This is a genomic window from Pelomonas sp. Root1217 (genome assembly GCF_001425705.1).
Lineage (GTDB): Bacteria > Pseudomonadota > Gammaproteobacteria > Burkholderiales > Burkholderiaceae_C > Pelomonas.
The window spans coordinates 1,018,316-1,034,575 of sequence record NZ_LMDC01000012.1 but is presented as its reverse complement, the minus strand read 5'-3'; the positions used below and the strand labels follow the sequence as shown (position 1 = coordinate 1,034,575).

Below are 16,260 nucleotides of genomic sequence, written 5' to 3'. Positions count from 1 at the left end.
AGCACCCCGGCGGCGCACTTACAACCACCTGCCCGGCCGGGACGTTCACTGGAGACAGCGACATTGCCGCATTCCTCAGGAGAAATCCCATGACCACCCGCCGCAACCCCTTCGCACAGTGGATCGCCCCGGCTCTGCTGGGCGTGGCCGCCATGACGGCCCTGCCTGCCGCCCGCGCCGCGGACGTCGGCGTGTCCATCGGCTTCAGCCAACCGGGCGTGTACGGGCGCGTCGATATCGGCCGCTATCCGCAACCGGTGCTGCTTGCGCCCCAGCCGGTCATCATCGGCCGACCGGCCTACCGCGCCCAGCCGGTCTATCTGTGGGTGCCGCCAGAGCACCGCCGCGACTGGCGCCGCCATTGCTATCAGTACCGCGCCTGCGGCGCGCCGGTGTATTTCGTCGAGGACGGCTGGTATCGCCAGAACGTCGTCGTCCACCGCGAGCGCGACTGGCGCCGGGACGACTGGCGCGATCACCATCATCATGACCGCGGACACGGGCACGGGCACGGCCACCGCGACTGATCACTCGCAAAAGGCCGAGCCGGCCCCTCAGTTCCAGCCACCGCCAGCAGCCCTGGCAGCCTAAAGTCAGACCGACCCTGACCGATGTGCCGCGCCCGCGCGGTTGGCCCGGATGCCCGACGCTGCCTTCTCTTCCTCCCCGCTCCCGCTGACCCCGCCGCCGGCCCCGCGCCGGGTTTCGGCCTATGCCTGGCCAATGGCCCTGGCCCTTGCCGCCTGTGGCGGGGGCGGCGGTTCCGCGCCCAGCGAAGCGCCGGGCCCGCCGCCGCCAGCGGCCACGCCCAGCCCGTTGCCCATGCCGGTGCCGGTGCCAACGCCAGCGCCCAACCCCTCGCCTTCGCCCAGCCCGTCGCCAAGTCCTGCACCGGCGCCCAGCCCGAGCCCGAGCCCGAGCCCCAGTCCGTCGCCCGCTCCTTCGCCGACGCCGACACCGCCGCCCCCTACGCCACCACCACCACCACCTCCTCCTCCGCCGCCGCCACCTCCGCCGCCGCCGCCTCCGCCGGTGTCCGGCATCGTCGCGGCCGGCCTGGCGCTGAACAGCGCCACCGTGCGCGTGCTGGACGCAACCGGCAAAGCCATCGCCACCGGCAAACCCGTCACCGCCGCGACCGGCGCCTACGGCCCGATTGCCCTGAGTGGCGATGGGCCCTTCCGCGTCGAGGCCTGTGGCAGCGTGGGCGACGAGCCAATCTGCCTGTGGGGTGCCACGAGCAACGGCGGCACTCTCAACCTGACGCCGTTGACCAGTGCCATCACGGTGCTGGCCAGCGACCAGGCTCCCGAGACGCTGATGACCGGCCCCGTTCAGGGCCTGGGCGACACCGCCCTGGCCGGCGCCCAGACCCGCCTGCGCGCCGCCCTGGCGCCAGCCCTGGCCGATGCAGGCCTGGCAGGCGACTTCGACCTGCTGGCCGGCGCGCTGACGGCCGGTTCGCGCACCGGCTACGACCGCATGCTGGACACCGTCGCCGTCGGCCTGGGCGCCGACAGCAAGGCCTTCGTGACGCTGACGTCCCGCCTTGGGGCAGGTACCGCTTATCTGGAGGCCAGCACGACCCAGGGCAGCCTGGGCTTCGACGCCGCGGCGGCCGGGGTGGACCTGACCGGCCTGGATGCGCTGTTCACCAAGCTGATCACGGCAACGGCCAACATCAACAACTGCCAGAGCAAGTTGATCGGCCTGGAGTCGGTCTTCGACGCGAATGCGCGTGCCAGCGTCGATGCGATCTCAACCCCCTTCATCGGGGCCAAAGACGCGGCGCAGTTGGTTTGCCTGCGCATGAATGGCATCCTGGGCGAGGGCGAGGTCATGTTCGGCGGCAAGCTGCTGCCCTCCACGCTCGGCCGCTGCGACTTCGGTGCCGGTGACCCGCTGTGCCGCGTCAGCTTCGTCTATCAGAACACCGCGGGCTTCCAGCGGCGTCTCGGCATCGAGCAGGCCGCGGTGAAGCGCGCTTCCGGCTGGACCTTCCTTGGCAACCGCCTGGAGGTGCAGGCCACGGCCGCCGCCCGCCTGGTGCTGACGCGCCGCATCGACAGCACGGCGCCGGACGGCTATGCGCGCTATCTGGATGTCAGCATCCCCGCCGTCACGGCCAGCGGCGGCGGTGTGCTGCAGTGCGCCCGGGTCAGCCAGAAGGACGCGAGCGGCGCCGACGTGCCGCTGGCGCTGTTCAAGAAGGCTGGCGCTGGCGGCTATCTGAGCTTGTGGAGCGTCAGCAGCAACGACGGCACACCCAGCCTCGATCCGCTCAGCGGCGCTACGCGCGGCAACAACATCGTGAGCCTGCCGGTGCCCGCGGGCGCTGCCGGCGACGCCGTGGCGCGCAATTTCGTGCGAGCGGGCCGCAGCCTGAAGATCGAGTTGTTCCGGGACAGCGCCTGTGGCACGCCGCTTGGCGGCCTGGACGGCGACACCCTCGGCATTGAACTGGCCGGCCAGTTGCCCGTCACGGCCGCCGCCCAGAGCGGCCAGCCCTGGCCGGCGCTGGTGGCCAAGGCCGCCACGGACCTGACGGGAATGAAGGGCGCCGTCAATGCCAAGATCAGCTACGGGCCGACTTGGACCTTGCCGCGCGGCGACCTGCTCCCGAATCGCGCCCTGCTTTGCACAGATACGGCTTGCAACAGCAAGCTCGCCGAGCTGGAGCTGGGTGTCAGTACCAAGGGCGCCTTCGCCACGGGGGCCTCACTGAGCGCCACCGTGGGCAACACGGCTCTGAACGTCAACAGCTACAAGCTGCTGCGCATCACGGGCCGAATGCCCGATGGCCTGGTGTTGCAACTGGACAGCCAGTCCTGCTCGGCCCAGACCTCGGGGCTGCCCTGCTGACCTGAAAAGAACGGGCGCGGCAGCCGATGAACCGGCTGTCGCGCCCGTGCCATCACCGCCTCATCGCCGCGGCTCGACAGTGGACGGCCACAGGCGACACGGGCAAGGCGGTCATGCTCAATGCATCAGCCCTCGCGGTGGTGGCGGCTGAATATTCGTCCATCGCCACGCCCACCGCGGTAAGCAAGGGTTGCCTTTGGCGACCGGGCGTCAGCGTTCTTCAGCGCTGTTCAACGTCGTGGCAACGGGTAGCTCGCCAGGCTCGCGTATCCCTTTTTTGACACCGCCTGCACGCCGAAGACGACGTTGTCCTTGGACACCGGCAGCGTCGCACGCGAGGCCCGGCCCACATCCTTGAACTGCTGCCAGGCGGCCGAATCGGTGTCGCGCCAGACGATGCGGTAGCCGGCCACTTCGGGGTCGTCGCTGGCCTGCCACTCCAGCGTCGAATCGTTGGTCAGCTCGCGTGCGTCCAGCTTCACGCCCTTGGGCGGCGCCGGCGCCCAGGCCAGCGTGGCCAAGCCGGCGAGATTGGCACGTGCGACGTCGGCCACATAGGCGAAGTCGACGAACTCGGGCAGGTCGCCGTAGACGATGCCGTTTTCGGTTCTGGGGTTCTGGTGCTGGTGGGCGAAGTTCTCAAAGGGCTCGGAGAAGCGCACCGCCGCATAGCCACGCTCCAGAAAGGGGATGTGGTCGCCGCCGCGCAGATAGCGGTCGCGGCGCTGGATCAACTGCACGCTGAAGCCAGGCATGGCAGCCTCGGCAGCCGCCTTGAGGTGGCGGCCGAGCTGGTGCGTGGGCAAGTCCTCGTTGCCGCCGGCCTGCAGCAACGGCAGCAGCTCGGCCTGCATGGCAGCGACGGACCTGGCGTCGGCGTCGCTGGCAGGGCGGTTGGCGTTGGCGGCGGTCAGCAGGCGCACCAGCGGGTCGAGGCCGTCGGCGAACAGGCGCAGGCGTTTGGGGTCGGCCTGGCCCGCGTCGCCGCGCGAGCTGCCGACGATGTCGTTGGTGATCATGGCCTCGACGTTGGTGCCCGCGGCACGCGCCTCGCGCGCCCATTGCGCGGCACCCAGCAGCCCCTGCTCCTCACCCGGCACCGCCATGAAGACGAGGGTCGCGTCGAACTGCCGCCCAGCCATGACACAGGCGAGCTCCATGACCGCAGCCGTGCCGGAGGCGTCGTCGTTGGCGCCGGGCGCCTCGCCCAGGGAATCCATGACGTCGCTGTTGCGCGAGTCGTAGTGGCCGCTGACAACGAGGACGCGGCTCTTGGACGCGCCGCGGCCGGGCAGCGTCGCGACGACATTCACCAGCTCGGTCGCCTGCGGCACGCGGTTGCCGGCCGGCTCGATGAAGCTCTGCTCCTCCACCTGCAGCCGCCCGCCGGCCAGCTTGGAGCAAGTGGTCATTTCACTCGTGATCCAGCGCCGCGCGGCGCCGATACCACGCGTCTCGGAGGCAATGTCGGACAGCGTATGGCGCGTGCCGAAGGCGACCAGCTTGCGGATGCGCGACTCGATGCGCGCAGGGCTGACTTCGGCCAGCATGGCCTTCAGCTCATCGGCCGGCGGGGTCTGGGCCTGGGCCGTGGCGGCGAGCAGGGGGAAGAGTATGAGGGCGGTCAATCGGGCTTGCATGCAAACGATTCTGCCCTTGCCGGGTTGGCCGCGTTCTTCTACCCTGGCAACGCCACTGAGGAGATTCCGATGAGCGAGACAAGCCTGGATTCGCGAGTGAGCACCATCCGAACGGTCGCACTGGTGGGGCCGGCCGCGGCCGGCAAGACACTGCTGCTGGATGCGCTGCTGGCCCATGCCGGCGCCATCCCGCAGGCCGGCAGCATCGAGCGCGGCAGCACGGTGAGCGACCATGACCCGTTGGAGCGGCGCCTGGGCCATTCGCTGCAGTCCAGCCTGGCGCACTTCACCCATGGCGGCATCCGCGTCCATGCCATCGACACACCCGGTGCGCCGGATTTCGTCGGCCAGGCCCTGCCGGCATTGGAGGCGGCGGACACTGCCATCGTCGTCATCAACGCCCAGAACGGCATCGAGCTGATGGCCCAGCGCCTGCTGGCCGCCGCCGCCGAGCGCGGCCTGGCACGCCTCATCGTCGTCAACAAGATCGACTGTCCCGACACCGACCTGGCCGGGCTGCTCGCCCAGATCCGCGAGGTGTTTGGCAAGGAGTGCCTGCCACTGAACTTGCCGGCCAGCGGCGCCAAGCGCGTCGCCGACTGTTTCTTCGCGGCGTCCGGGGACGCCGATTTTTCGTCCGTGGCCGAAGCGCACCGAGCCCTGGTCGAGCAGGTCGTGGAGGTGGACGCGGCCTTTGTCGACCGCTATCTGACCGACGGCGACGTCGACCCGCGCGAGCTGCATGCGCCGCTGGAGCAGGCCTTGCGCGAAGGGCATCTGATCCCGGTCTGCTTCTGCTCGGCCAAGACGGGCGCGGGCATTGGCGAGCTGCTGTCGGCCATCGAGGCGCTGATGCCCAACCCGGCCGAGGGCAACCCGCCCCCTTTTCTGGAAGGCAAGGGCACCGAGCCCACGCCTTATCCAGCCAAGCCCGACCCCGCCGGCCACGTGCTGGCCCACATCTTCAAGATCGTCGCGGACCCCTACCTTGGCAAGATGGGCGTCATGCGCGTACACCAGGGCCGGGTCGCCAAGGGCGGCCTGCTATTCGTCGGCCATGCGCGCAAACCGATCCGCATCGGCCACCTCTTCATGCTGCAGGGCGCCAAGCATGTCGACATCGACGAGGCCCTGCCCGGCGACCTCTGCGCCATTGCCAAAGTGGACGACCTGACGTTTGATGCCGTGTTGCACGATGCCCAGGAGGACGAGCACATCTACCTGAAGCCGCTGGACTTCCCGACGCCGGTGCACGGCCTGGCCATCAGCCCGGCGCGCCGCGGCGATGAGCAGAAGCTCTGGGAGGTGTTGGCCCGGCTGGTGGATGAAGACCCCTGCCTGCGCATCGAGCAGGCGGGCGAGACTCATCAGACGCTGGTCTATGGCCTGGGCGAGCTGCATCTGCGTCTGCTGCTGGAGCGCCTGCGCGAGCTCTACAAGGGCGAAGTCCTCACCGAGCCGCCACGCATCGCCTACCGCGAGACGATCTCGGCGCCAGCAGAGGGCCACTACCGCCACAAGAAGCAGAGCGGCGGCGCCGGCCAGTTCGGCGAGGTCTATCTGCGCATCGAGCCGCTGGAACGCGGCGCCGGCTTCGAATTCGTCGACGCCGTCAAGGGCGGCACCATCCCGGGCCAGTTCATGCCTGCCGTCGAAAAGGGCGTGCGCTCGGCACTAGCCAGTGGCGTCATCGCCGGCTACCCGCTGGCGGACCTGCGCGTCGTCGTCTACGACGGCAAGCACCATTCCGTGGACAGCAAGGAGATCGCCTTCGTCACCGCCGGGCGCCGCGCATTGATCGAGGCCGTGCGCGAGGCCCGGCCGCTGATCCTGGAGCCGATCGTGCAGGTCGAGATCACGGCGCCCGAGCACAGCATCGGCGACATCACCGGCGACCTCGCCTCACGCCGCGGCCAGGTCAACGGCACGCGCTCTGCCGTGCCCGGAAGTCTCATCGTGCAAGGCCTGGCGCCGCTGGCCGAACTGGCCAGCTACCAGACGCGGCTGAACGCGATGACGGCAGGGGAAGGTCGCTATACGCTGCTGCTGTCACATTACGAGCCGGTGCCGCCGAACACGCAGGCCGCTCTCGTCGGCGCTTACAAGGCCCACGACGAAGGAGACTGAGCTTCAGTGCTTGGCCTTGGCGGCGGTCTTCTTGGCCGGCTTGGCCTCAGCATCCACCTCGGTCTCCGTGTGCATGACGCACAGCCACTCGCCGTCCTTGCGCAGCCAGACGGACGAGTCGGCCATCTCCTGCTGCTTCTCCTGCGACTTGCCGCGAGGCGCGATGGCCTGCTTGACTCGATAGGTCAGCACGGCGGTGTCGTCGTTCGGGTGCATGACCTTCATGTCGCTGAACTCGAACGACTTGATGACCATCGGGCCTTCTTCCGCCATGTGCTTGTACTGCTTGCGATCAAACTGCATGGCGCCGTGGGAACTCACCATCAACGCCGGTTCATCCAGCAACGCCACGGCGGTGTCGGTGTCTTCGTCCACCATCGACTGCCAGAACTTCTTCTCCAGCGCGATGAGGGTGCTGTCTGCGGTGTGCATGCCTGTCTCCTTTGACGGCCTAAAACATCAATATGGGCGCCGGCCGGCGAGCCTTCAGTAGGAGTTGCCGGCTCAGTCAGGTCGGAGCCGTCCTACGGGCCGCAATGGCTCAGAAGTGAAGGTGAAGATCCATTTATCATTGCGGCCCATGCCCAGCGCCCCCCGCGACGTCGCGCAGATCCGACTGGACAACGCGATGCGGCTGTTCGAAGAGTTCGTCAGCGCCACTGTCAAGAATGCCGATGCCGCCACCCTGCGTGGCCTGGAGAGGCGTTTCGCCGAGAGGCTGCAGATCCAGCCCAGCTACTGGAGCCAGATCAAGGGCCGCTCCCGCCAGATCGGCGAACGGCTGGCGCGCCAGTTCGAGCAGCTCTGCCACAAGCCGCCGGGCTGGATGGATTTGGATCATCTCCAGGCGGGCGCTGGGCCGTCCCAAGGCCGCCTGGAGCCGATGTCCACGCCGGGCAACCCCGGCATGGATCGGCGCCCCCTCGGGGGGCTGACTGAGTACTCGCAGGCGGGGGGCAGCAGCGACAGCATGCCCCAGGACGACGACGAGCGCTTCATCGTTGGCCTGGTGTTGACTTATTACCGCCGGCACCCACAGCGCGCCCGTACGCGGCTGCTGGACCTGCTCGGCGAGGTGCTGACGCCTACGGCGACACCGACACCGGCCCCCGTGAAGGCAGCTGAGCCCAGCGCCCAGGCCGAGCTCGATGAGTGGCGCAAGTTGCAGGCGCGCGTGGCGCCGCTGAAATCCAAGAAGCGCTGATTCTTAGCCGCATCCGTCATTGAACGGCCCATCTCCTCAAGGTTAGGGGTGTTGGATAAAAACCGCTTGCGCAAGAGCAACGTTTGTTTATCATTTGCGCAAGTTGTGGCGTGTTGCAGTTCTCCCGCCACAGCGAGGTCGCACACCCAAGCCCTCTGACCGCCCGGCCCGCTTGCCTCGAGCGCAAGCCCCGGGCCTCCAACTTATCCATGCAAACGCTGGCGCCACCCTGGGCCGAGCCGCCGCATTGCCCGCCGCCCACGTGCGGCCCCAACCGGAGCACGCCATGCCCCAATTCACCTCCCCGCGTCCCCTGCAGATCAAAGCGCTAAAACCGCGCAATCCGCTGGTGGCACCGGCCATGCAACGCCAGGCCGGCGCCCACCGAAGCGCGCACGACGCCCATGCCCAGCGCCAGCAAGCCCGCCTCGAATTGCGACGCCTGCTGCGCGACCGCTTCCCCGACGACAGCCCCTGACAACAGCGCGCCGCCTGCCCCTCAGCCATGACCGATCCATGTCATGAGGGCCGGCCCGGCGCCAAGGAGACCCTCATGAGATTGATCGAGTTGAGCGGCCCTGATGCCGCCGAAACCCACGCCGCCTGGGCCCGCCGCTGGACACGCGTCAAGCGCGCGGCCCGCGCCATCCGGTTGGTGTTCTCGCCGGCCTACCGCCGGCGCCGTGCCCGCAACCATCTGGAGTTCTACGCCGAAGCCGGCGCGCCCGAAGGGGCGCTCTACGTCGACGGCCAACTGACCGCCCAGCTGGAAGGCGTGCGCAGGCTGTGAACTGAGCCGCAAAACGGGGCCGCCTCCGACGAGCAGGCGGCCCCGCCCGGGCCTAGCATCGCAAGCATGTCCGACCGACTGTGCCTGACCGCCCCGTTGCCCTCGCTCGACAGCTGGGTCGACGCCTTTGCGCGCGCAGAGATCCCCGTGCTGGCCGAGACAGCCGAATCGCTGGAGCATATGCGTGCGACCGAGGACGACGTCGACGCCCACAGCCTGGGCGAGATGATCGCCACCGACCCGCTGATGACGCTCAAGGTACTGGCCCACGCCAACGAGCTGAAGCGCCGCCACAGCGCCAGCTTTCGGGCCGCCCCCGAGACGGTCACGGCGGCGCTGGTGCTGATGGGCATCACGCCCTTCTTCCGCGACTTCGGCCCGCAGCCGACGCTGGAGACCGTGATGGCCCACAACGAGGAGGCCCTGCTCGGTCTCTCACGCGTCATGCAGCGCGCCGAACGCGCCTCACGCTTTGCGCTCGGCTTTGCGGCCCACCGCGCCGACCCCGACGCCGCCGTCATCCACAGCGCCGCGCTGCTGCACGACTTTGCCGAGATGTTGCTGTGGGTGCACGCGCCTGCGCTGGCGCTTCAAATCGCCGCGCTGCAGGAAGCCGACCGGCATCTGCGCAGCGCCGCCGCCCAGCGCCAGGTGCTGGGCATCGAGCTGGCCGACCTGGAGCAGGCGCTGATGCGGCGCTGGCAGCTGCCCGACCTGCTGACGCGCATCACCGGCACCCAGCATGAACGCGACCCGCAGGTGCGCTGCGTGCAGCTGGCCGTGCGCCTGGCGCGCCACACCGCGCGCGGCTGGGACGACGCCGGCGTGCCGGACGATCTGCACGACATCGCCGAGTTGCTCAACCTCAGCGAAGCCCACACCCTCAAGCTGCTTCACGAATTCGACTGACGCCGGCGCCAGGCCAGCAGGCCGGCCAGGCCCAGCGCGCCCAGCACCGCGGTGCCGGGCTCAGGCACCGGCGTTGCGGTGAAGTTGGCGTTGTTGGGCGCGAAGTCCGAGATGGCGGCAGTGCCGGCGAAGGCGCCGTCACGCGGCCACAGGTTGAAGGTGTAGTCCATCTTGTTGAAGCCGGTGCTCGGCAGCAGGCTGCCGCTGACCGTGCCGGTGATGACGTTGCCACTGACGGTCACCGAACCAGCCGGCAAGGCGCCGACGCCACCGATGCTGCCCGTGAGGTCGGGGCGCAGGATGATTACGCGGTCAAACCGCACGCCGTTGATCCCCAGGCTGGCGAAGCCCGCTGTGCCGGCGCCGCGGTTGACGCCCCAGACATAGAAACCCGTCGCAGTGCTGCCGACTGCGCCGTCCAGCGTCGCGGTCAACGTGAAGAGGTCGGTGGACGGGTTGTAGAAGACGCTGGCGGCGAGCACGTCCAGGTCATGGCTGCTGCTGCTGCCGGCGAAGGTGGCAAGGAAATCGCCTTGCAGATCGGTGATGCCGTCCAGGGCGTGGCTGGCCAGCGGCAGGCCGAGCAGCGCGAGGGTGGTGGAGGCAGAAACGAGAAAACGCATGCGGAACTCCTGTGGCTGAACGTGAAAGGTGAGAGGGCCATGCAGGCCCGCCTTTGGATGGACGGCGGCGGCGACCGGCGAATTCCCCGCCTCCCTAGAAGTTCAGGGTGGCGGCGCGGCGAGGGGAGAACCGCGCGAGATAGGCATCGCTGGGCCAGGCCGGCGCGGCGCGGCGCGGCGCGACGTCTCTGACACGGATCAGCTCAGCAGGGCGCGCGCGGCCAATGTCGCCGTCGAGGGCCGCGCGCAGCCGCTCGCGACCGCGGGACAGGCGGGACATCACGGTGCCGATCGGAATGGTCAGCGCCTGCGCCACCTCGGCATAGGCCATGCCCTCGAGCCCGACGAGCAGCAGCACCTCGCGCTGTTCGGCCGGCAACGTGGCCAGCGCCGCATCGAGGTCGCGCATGGCCAGCGCCTCGCACTGGCTCGCGGCGACGGGCACCTCGGGGGTCAGTTCGTCCAGGTCAACCGTGTCCAGCCGGCCACGGCGCAGCGCGTCGACGTGCAGGTTGTGCATGATGCTGAACAGCCAGGTGCGCATGTCACCCACGTCAGACCATAGCTCGGCGCGTGTCCAGGCGCGCTCCAGCGTGTCCTGCACGAGATCGTCGGCGTCCTCGCGGTTGCGCCGCAGCATGCGCGCATAGCGGCGCAGCCGGGGCAGCCAGGCGAGCAGCTCGGCGGCATCGGGCACCGAGGCTTGAGCGAGTGGACGGCGGCGGGCTGCCATGGCCGGTGAGTGCCACCGGCCGCCGCCCGGGTTCAATGCCCTATACCGGCACGGCGGTCGTGTTCTTCAGCCGCTCCAGCACGAAGCTGGTCTTGCAGTCCTGCACGCTGGGGTGCATCAGCAGCGTGTCGCTGATGAAGCGGGCGTAGTGCTGCATGTCCTGCACGAGCACACGCAGCAGATAGTCCATTTCACCCGTCAGCGCCGCGCACTCGACCACCTCGGGCCAGGTCTGCACGGCGGCACGGAAAAGGTCGCGCGGGTTGCGCAACGGGTTGTCGGTCTGCTTCTCCAGCCTGACATTGATATAGGCCGTCAGGCCCAGGCCGATGCGCTCCGGTGCCACCAGGGCGACATAGGCGGCGATGACACCCGCCTCCTCCAGGCGACGCACGCGGCGCAGCACGGCGGACGACGACAACCCAGCCTCGCCGGCCAGCGCGTCGTAGGTCAGGCGACCGTCGGCCTGCAGCGCCCGCAGGATGCGGCGGTCGATGGCGTCGAGCTCGATGGCGGCTTCCATGTCCTTGATTTTGCAGGTTTCCTGCGTTGATTGGAGCCACCGCGCCGAAGATTGCATGAAACCTGCGCGAACCGCGCCGCAGAATTTTCGTTTTCAAGCATCACGCCGCTGGAGACATTTCATGGCCAAGTTCACCCCCTGGGACAACCCGATGGGCTGAGGCCGGACAGTGCGAGTCCAGTGGACTCGCACTGCCTGCCGAAGGACGGGGGCCGCTGGCCCCGGCTGGGTGCCTCTCCCTTAGACAACCGTTTGACCGAAGAAAGACCATCCATGAGCAAGTTCATTCCTTGGGAAAATCCGATGGGCACCGACGGTTTCGAGTTCATCGAGTTCGCCGCGCCCGATCCGGCGGGCCTGGGCAAGCTGTTCGAGACCATGGGCTTCAAGGCCGTCGCCAAGCACCGCCACAAGAGCGTGACGCTGTATCGGCAGGGCGGCGTCAACTTCATCATCAATGCCGAGACCGACTCGTTCGCGCAGCGCTTCGCACGCCTGCACGGCCCGTCGATCTGCGCCATCGCCTTGCGCGTGCAGGACGCCGGCCACGCCTACAAGCGTGCGCTGGAACTGGGCGCCTGGGGTTTCGACAACAAGGCCGGGCCGATGGAGCTGAACATCCCGGCCATCAAGGGCATCGGCGACTCGCTGATCTATTTCGTCGACCGCTGGCAGGGCAAGCATGGCGCCCAACCCGGTGCCATCGGCAACATCTCGATCTACGACGTGGACTTCGTGCCCGTGCTGGACGCGCAGGGCAAGCCGGTCGATCCCAACCCGGTGGGCCACGGCCTGACCGAGATCGACCACCTGACGCACAACGTCTTCCGCGGCCGCATGAAGGAATGGTCGGAGTTCTACGAGCGCTTCTTCAACTTCCGCGAGGTGCGCTACTTCGACATCGAGGGCAAGCTGACCGGCCTGAAGAGCAAGGCCATGACCAGCCCCTGCGGCAAGATCCGCATCCCGATCAACGAGAGCAGCGACGACAAGAGCCAGATCGCCGAGTACCTGGACCTGTACCACGGCGAAGGCATCCAGCACGTGGCGCTGGGCACGACCGACATCTACGGCACGGTCGAGGGCATGAAGAACACGGGCGTGCAGTTTCAGGACACCATCGAAACCTACTTCGACCTGATCGACAAGCGCCTGCCGGGCCATGGCGAGAACGTGGACGAGCTGCGCCGCCTGCGCATCCTCATCGACGGCGCCACCCACCTGGGCGTGGACAACGAGCTGCTGCTGCAGATCTTCACCAAGGAAGTGATCGGGCCGATCTTCTTCGAGCTGATCCAGCGCAAGGGCAACGAGGGTTTCGGTGAGGGCAACTTCAAGGCCCTGTTCGAGAGCATCGAGCTGGATCAGATCCGCCGCGGCGTGCTGACCGACACGAAGGACGAAGCCAAGGCGGTCTGAAGACACTGCCAGGCCTCTTCCGAATGGACGAGGCCCATGTGGCCAACGCCATCCAGCCGGTGCGCCCGCGCACCGACCAGGATGGCCCGTTCGGCCGGGTTGACGATCTGGTCGCAGGGCGTCCAGAAGCAGTCGACGTCCGGCAGCCCGGGCAGGGCGGCCAGCCAGGCGTTGCCCAGGCGCATTTGCTGCGTGTTGACGCCCAGACCGAGCGCTGCCATGCGCGTGCCCTGGTGGGGCGATCCCAACGTGATGACATGCGGCGCTTCATGCCCCGCGCCGAAGCGGCGCCACCAGGCCCGCAGCGCCAGCCCGCCCATGCTGTGCGCGCACAAGATGGGCATGCGGCCTGTCAGTGTCTTCAGCCGTTGCACGCCGGCCTCGATTTTGTCGGCATAGGCATCGATGCTGCCGAAAGCCGGCTCCAGCGAAGGCGCAACGAAAGCGACGCCTTGCTCGCGCAGCCGTTCCATCCAGCCATTCCAGCGGCCACGATTGCAGGAAAAGCCGTGCACCAGCAACACGCCTTGCGCGGCGCCCGCCGGCAGATGGTCCGCTTCGGCCCATTCACGCCAGGGCTGGCGCCATGAGAAGGCCAGTTCGCTGGCGACGACCTCTCGGGCCCAGGCGCGAAGCAGTTGCCCCCAGGCCGGTGCGGGCCGGTTCACCCAGCGCAATTGCAGGAAGCCCCCCGCCAGAATGAGCGCATGCAGGCCCAGCGTCAGCAGCCCCCAGCCCCAGCCGAAGCGCCAACCCACGCCGAGCGCCACGGCCAGCCGCAGCAACACCCAGATCCTTTGCAGTCGTCCGTTCATCGCCCGAGTGTAGGAAGGCAGAATTCCGCCGACCCATGGATGAACTGAGTGCTGAATCCCTGCTGAAGGAACTGCGCGCCGTCGACGCCGAGCGCGCCCGCCGTGCTGCCGACCCCGAGCTTGAGGCCCGCGTCCAGAGCCTGAAGACCTTCCAGCAGCGCCGCTTCGCGGCCAGCTATGCCGACCTGCTCGCCAACCCGCGCTACGAGGCGGCCACGCGTTTTTTCCTGCACGAGCTTTACGGTCCCGACGACTACCGCCAGCGCGATGCCCAGTTCGCCCGCGTCATCCCGACGCTGACCCGTCTATTTCCCGCCGAAGTCGTCGACACCGTGGCCAAGCTCGCACAGCTGCACGCCCTGTCCGAACGCCTGGACACGCGCATGGCCGAGCACCTGCGGTCAACCGACATCACGTCCGACGAATACGCCGTCGCCTGGCGCGCCTGCGGCGAGCCGGCATCACGGCAGCGACAGATCGAGCTCACGATGGCGGTGGGCGAGTCGCTGGACAAGCTGACCCGCAAGCCGCTGCTGCGCCAGACGCTGCGGCTGATGCGCGGCCCCGCGCAGATGGCGGGCCTGGGCGCGCTGCAGAGCTTTCTCGAGAGCGGCTTTGACACCTTCCGCGCGATGCGGGGCGCGGGCGAGTTCCTGTCCACTGTGCGACACCGTGAGGACACACTCGCACGCGCATTGTTTCGCGGTGATGCCTCTGCGTTAGGGCAACTCCCCTAGCTTGATGTAACACGCCGTCCCAACATCGAAGGCTTCACGCCAAGCACGTCAGAAGGCCCTCGATGACCGCCGTCCTTGCCGAAGTCACCGAAGTGACATCCAGCGCCAAGCCCTGGCTTGCCAGCTACCCAGCCGGCGTGCCGGCGCAGATCGACACCCGCATCTACGGCTCGCTGGTCGACCTGCTCAATGAGGCCTTCCGCAAGCACGCCTCGCGCGACGCTGCGATCTGCATGGGCCAGCGCATGCGCTTCTCGGAGATCGACCGGCTCTCCATGCAGCTCGGCGCCTGGTTGCAAGCCCAGGGGCTCAAGCAGGGCGACCGCGTCGCGATCATGATGCCCAACCTGCTGCAATACGGCGTGGCCATCGCGGCCATCCTGCGCGCGGGTTTCGTTGTCGTGAACGTGAACCCGCTGTACACGCCGCGCGAACTGGAGCATCAGCTCAAGGACTCGGGCGCGCGCGCCATCGTCGTGCTGGAGAACTTCGCGCACACGCTGGCCGAGGTCATCGACGCGACCGACGTGAAGCATGTCGTGCTGGCGTCGATGGGCGACCTGCTGAACTGGTGGAAGGGCCCGCTGATCAACTTTGCCGTGCGCCACCTGAAGAAGATGGTGCCGGAGTTCCGCCTGGCCCAAGGTGACGGCCGCACCGTCGTGCGCTTCAATGAGGCACTGGCCCATGGCGAGCGCCTGCACCTGAAGAAGCCTGAACTTGGCCCTGACGACGTCGCCTTCCTGCAGTACACCGGTGGTACGACCGGCGTGTCCAAGGGCGCGACGCTGCTGCATCGCAACATCGTCGCCAACATCCTGCAGGTCGAAGCCTGGTTCCAGCCCATGCTGGCCCGGCTGCCCGACCAGAACATGCAGTTCACGAATGTCTGTGCGCTGCCGCTGTATCACATCTTCGCGCTGACGGCCTGCTTCATGCTCGGCGCGCGCATGGGCCACCTCAACATCCTGGTGCCCAACCCGCGCGACATCCCCGGCTTCATCGAGACGCTGCGCGGCCACAAGATCCACATCTTCCCGGCCGTCAACACGTTGTTCAACGCGCTGGCCGCCGAGCCGGGCTTCTCGCGGCTCGATTTCTCCGAACTGGTCATCTCCAACGGCGGCGGCATGGCCGTGCAGCAGGCCACGGCGGAGAAATGGCTCAAGGTCACCGGCTGCCCGGTCGTCGAGGGGTATGGCCTGTCCGAGACTTCGCCGGCCGCGACCATCAACCCGCTGGACCAGCGCGCCTTCAACGGCAGCATCGGCCTGCCCATCTCGTCCACCGAGATCGCCATTCGCGACGACGAGGGACGCGACCTGCCCATCGGCGAACGCGGCGAGATCTGCATCCGCGGCCCCCAAGTCATGGCCGGCTACTGGAAGCGCCCTGACGAGACCGCCAACGTCATGTGCGCCGACGGCTACTTCAAGACCGGCGACATCGGCATCATGGACGAGCGTGGCTATGTGCGCATCGTCGACCGCAAGAAGGACATGATCCTGGTCAGCGGCTTCAACGTCTACCCGACCGAGATCGAGCAGGTCGTCAACATGCACCCGGGCGTGCTGGAGTGTGCTGCGGTGGGCGTGCCGGACGCCAAATCGGGCGAGGCGGTCAAGCTCTTCGTCGTCAAGAGCGACCCCGCCCTGGCCGAGGAAGACCTGGCCAGCTACTGCACGGCACAGATGACGGCCTACAAGCGGCCCCGATTCATCGAGTTCCGCGACGAACTGCCCAAGAGCAACGTCGGCAAGATCCTGCGCCGCGAACTGCGCACCATTACGGCCTAACGGCGGCATTTCCCAGGCCGCCGCAGGCTGGCCGCCCCTCCAGTAGCAGCCGTGGAACTGGCTTTGCCAGGCCACTGGCTGC

16 protein-coding genes and 1 pseudogene are annotated in these 16,260 nt (G+C 68.1%); 11 read left to right on the top strand and 6 right to left on the bottom strand.

The genetic code is table 11. From position 1 onward, the window contains the following. Window positions 1–89: 89 nt before the first annotated feature. Both ASC95_RS13675 and ASC95_RS13670 read left to right on the top strand, forming a co-directional pair. The gene (locus ASC95_RS13675; RefSeq protein WP_235537913.1) at window positions 90–527 is read left to right on the top strand and encodes a hypothetical protein; all 438 of its coding nucleotides are present in this window, start codon (window positions 90–92) and stop codon (window positions 525–527) included. A 505-nt stretch (window positions 528–1,032) separates the two neighbouring features. After that, window positions 1,033–2,862, top strand: coding sequence for a hypothetical protein (locus ASC95_RS13670; protein ID WP_057298216.1), 1,830 nt, complete (start codon window positions 1,033–1,035; stop codon window positions 2,860–2,862). 230 nt (window positions 2,863–3,092) lie between these two features. On the opposite strand, the gene ASC95_RS13665 is transcribed toward ASC95_RS13670, so the two are convergent. Further along, window positions 3,093–4,502, bottom strand: coding sequence for a M28 family metallopeptidase (locus tag ASC95_RS13665; protein WP_057298215.1), 1,410 nt, complete (start codon window positions 4,500–4,502; stop codon window positions 3,093–3,095). A gap of 63 nt (window positions 4,503–4,565) precedes the next feature. Here ASC95_RS13665 and fusA point away from each other — a divergent pair, with 63 nt between their 5' ends. Continuing rightward, entirely contained in the window at window positions 4,566–6,629 is a 2,064-nt protein-coding gene (gene fusA / locus ASC95_RS13660) for an elongation factor G (RefSeq protein ID WP_369820612.1), read from the top strand. A gap of 3 nt (window positions 6,630–6,632) precedes the next feature. Here the strand turns inward: fusA and ASC95_RS13655 are convergent, their stop codons facing one another. Then, window positions 6,633–7,061 carry a nuclear transport factor 2 family protein gene (locus tag ASC95_RS13655; protein ID WP_057298214.1) on the bottom strand — a complete coding sequence of 143 codons (429 nt, stop codon included), beginning with the start codon at window positions 7,059–7,061 and terminating at the stop codon, window positions 6,633–6,635. A 148-nt stretch (window positions 7,062–7,209) separates the two neighbouring features. On the opposite strand from ASC95_RS13655, the gene ASC95_RS13650 reads away from it, so the two are divergent. The 4 genes from ASC95_RS13650 (at window position 7,210) to ASC95_RS13635 (ending at window position 9,532) form a co-directional block, all read left to right on the top strand. Further along, window positions 7,210–7,833 (top strand): hypothetical protein, encoded by a 624-nt coding sequence (locus ASC95_RS13650; protein WP_082567766.1) that lies wholly within the window; start codon window positions 7,210–7,212, stop codon window positions 7,831–7,833. Window positions 7,834–8,119: 286 nt separating this feature from the next. Then, complete coding sequence (locus tag ASC95_RS13645) at window positions 8,120–8,311, top strand: hypothetical protein (protein WP_157256283.1); 192 nt, start codon at window positions 8,120–8,122, stop codon at window positions 8,309–8,311. 75 nt (window positions 8,312–8,386) lie between these two features. After that, window positions 8,387–8,623, top strand: a complete 237-nt coding sequence (locus ASC95_RS13640; RefSeq protein ID WP_157256281.1) for a hypothetical protein — start codon at window positions 8,387–8,389, stop codon at window positions 8,621–8,623. 66 nt (window positions 8,624–8,689) lie between these two features. Then, a complete protein-coding gene (locus tag ASC95_RS13635) occupies window positions 8,690–9,532 on the top strand; it encodes an HDOD domain-containing protein (RefSeq protein WP_057298211.1) in 843 nt (280 codons plus the stop codon). On the opposite strand, the gene ASC95_RS13630 is transcribed toward ASC95_RS13635, so the two are convergent. The 3 genes and pseudogenes from ASC95_RS13630 to ASC95_RS13620 form a co-directional block, all read right to left on the bottom strand. Then, window positions 9,517–10,155, bottom strand: a complete 639-nt coding sequence (locus tag ASC95_RS13630; protein ID WP_057298210.1) for a PEP-CTERM sorting domain-containing protein — start codon at window positions 10,153–10,155, stop codon at window positions 9,517–9,519. The two genes, ASC95_RS13635 and ASC95_RS13630, sit on opposite strands and share 16 nt — an antisense overlap. 190 nt (window positions 10,156–10,345) lie before the next feature. Further along, window positions 10,346–10,852, bottom strand: a pseudogene (locus ASC95_RS13625) (RNA polymerase sigma factor); the annotation flags it as partial. A 76-nt stretch (window positions 10,853–10,928) separates the two neighbouring features. Beyond that, the gene (locus ASC95_RS13620; RefSeq protein WP_057298209.1) at window positions 10,929–11,411 is read right to left on the bottom strand and encodes an Lrp/AsnC family transcriptional regulator; all 483 of its coding nucleotides are present in this window, start codon (window positions 11,409–11,411) and stop codon (window positions 10,929–10,931) included. On the opposite strand from ASC95_RS13620, the gene ASC95_RS30655 reads away from it, so the two are divergent. Together ASC95_RS30655 and hppD are read left to right on the top strand one after the other, a co-directional pair. Then, entirely contained in the window at window positions 11,410–11,571 is a 162-nt protein-coding gene (locus ASC95_RS30655) for a hypothetical protein (protein WP_157256279.1), read from the top strand. The two genes, ASC95_RS13620 and ASC95_RS30655, sit on opposite strands and share 2 nt — an antisense overlap. 113 nt (window positions 11,572–11,684) lie before the next feature. Beyond that, a complete protein-coding gene (gene hppD, locus ASC95_RS13615) occupies window positions 11,685–12,830 on the top strand; it encodes a 4-hydroxyphenylpyruvate dioxygenase (RefSeq protein WP_057298208.1) in 1,146 nt (381 codons plus the stop codon). Here the strand turns inward: hppD and ASC95_RS13610 are convergent. After that, window positions 12,776–13,645 carry a triacylglycerol lipase gene (locus ASC95_RS13610; protein WP_057298207.1) on the bottom strand — a complete coding sequence of 290 codons (870 nt, stop codon included), beginning with the start codon at window positions 13,643–13,645 and terminating at the stop codon, window positions 12,776–12,778. The two genes, hppD and ASC95_RS13610, sit on opposite strands and share 55 nt — an antisense overlap. A 35-nt stretch (window positions 13,646–13,680) precedes the next feature. Here ASC95_RS13610 and ASC95_RS13605 point away from each other — a divergent pair, with 35 nt between their 5' ends. Both ASC95_RS13605 and ASC95_RS13600 read left to right on the top strand, forming a co-directional pair. Continuing rightward, a complete protein-coding gene (locus tag ASC95_RS13605; protein ID WP_235537912.1) occupies window positions 13,681–14,382 on the top strand; it encodes a hypothetical protein in 702 nt (233 codons plus the stop codon). 62 nt (window positions 14,383–14,444) lie between these two features. Beyond that, the gene (locus tag ASC95_RS13600) at window positions 14,445–16,178 is read left to right on the top strand and encodes a long-chain-fatty-acid--CoA ligase (RefSeq protein ID WP_057298206.1); all 1,734 of its coding nucleotides are present in this window, start codon (window positions 14,445–14,447) and stop codon (window positions 16,176–16,178) included. Window positions 16,179–16,260: the final 82 nt, after the last annotated feature.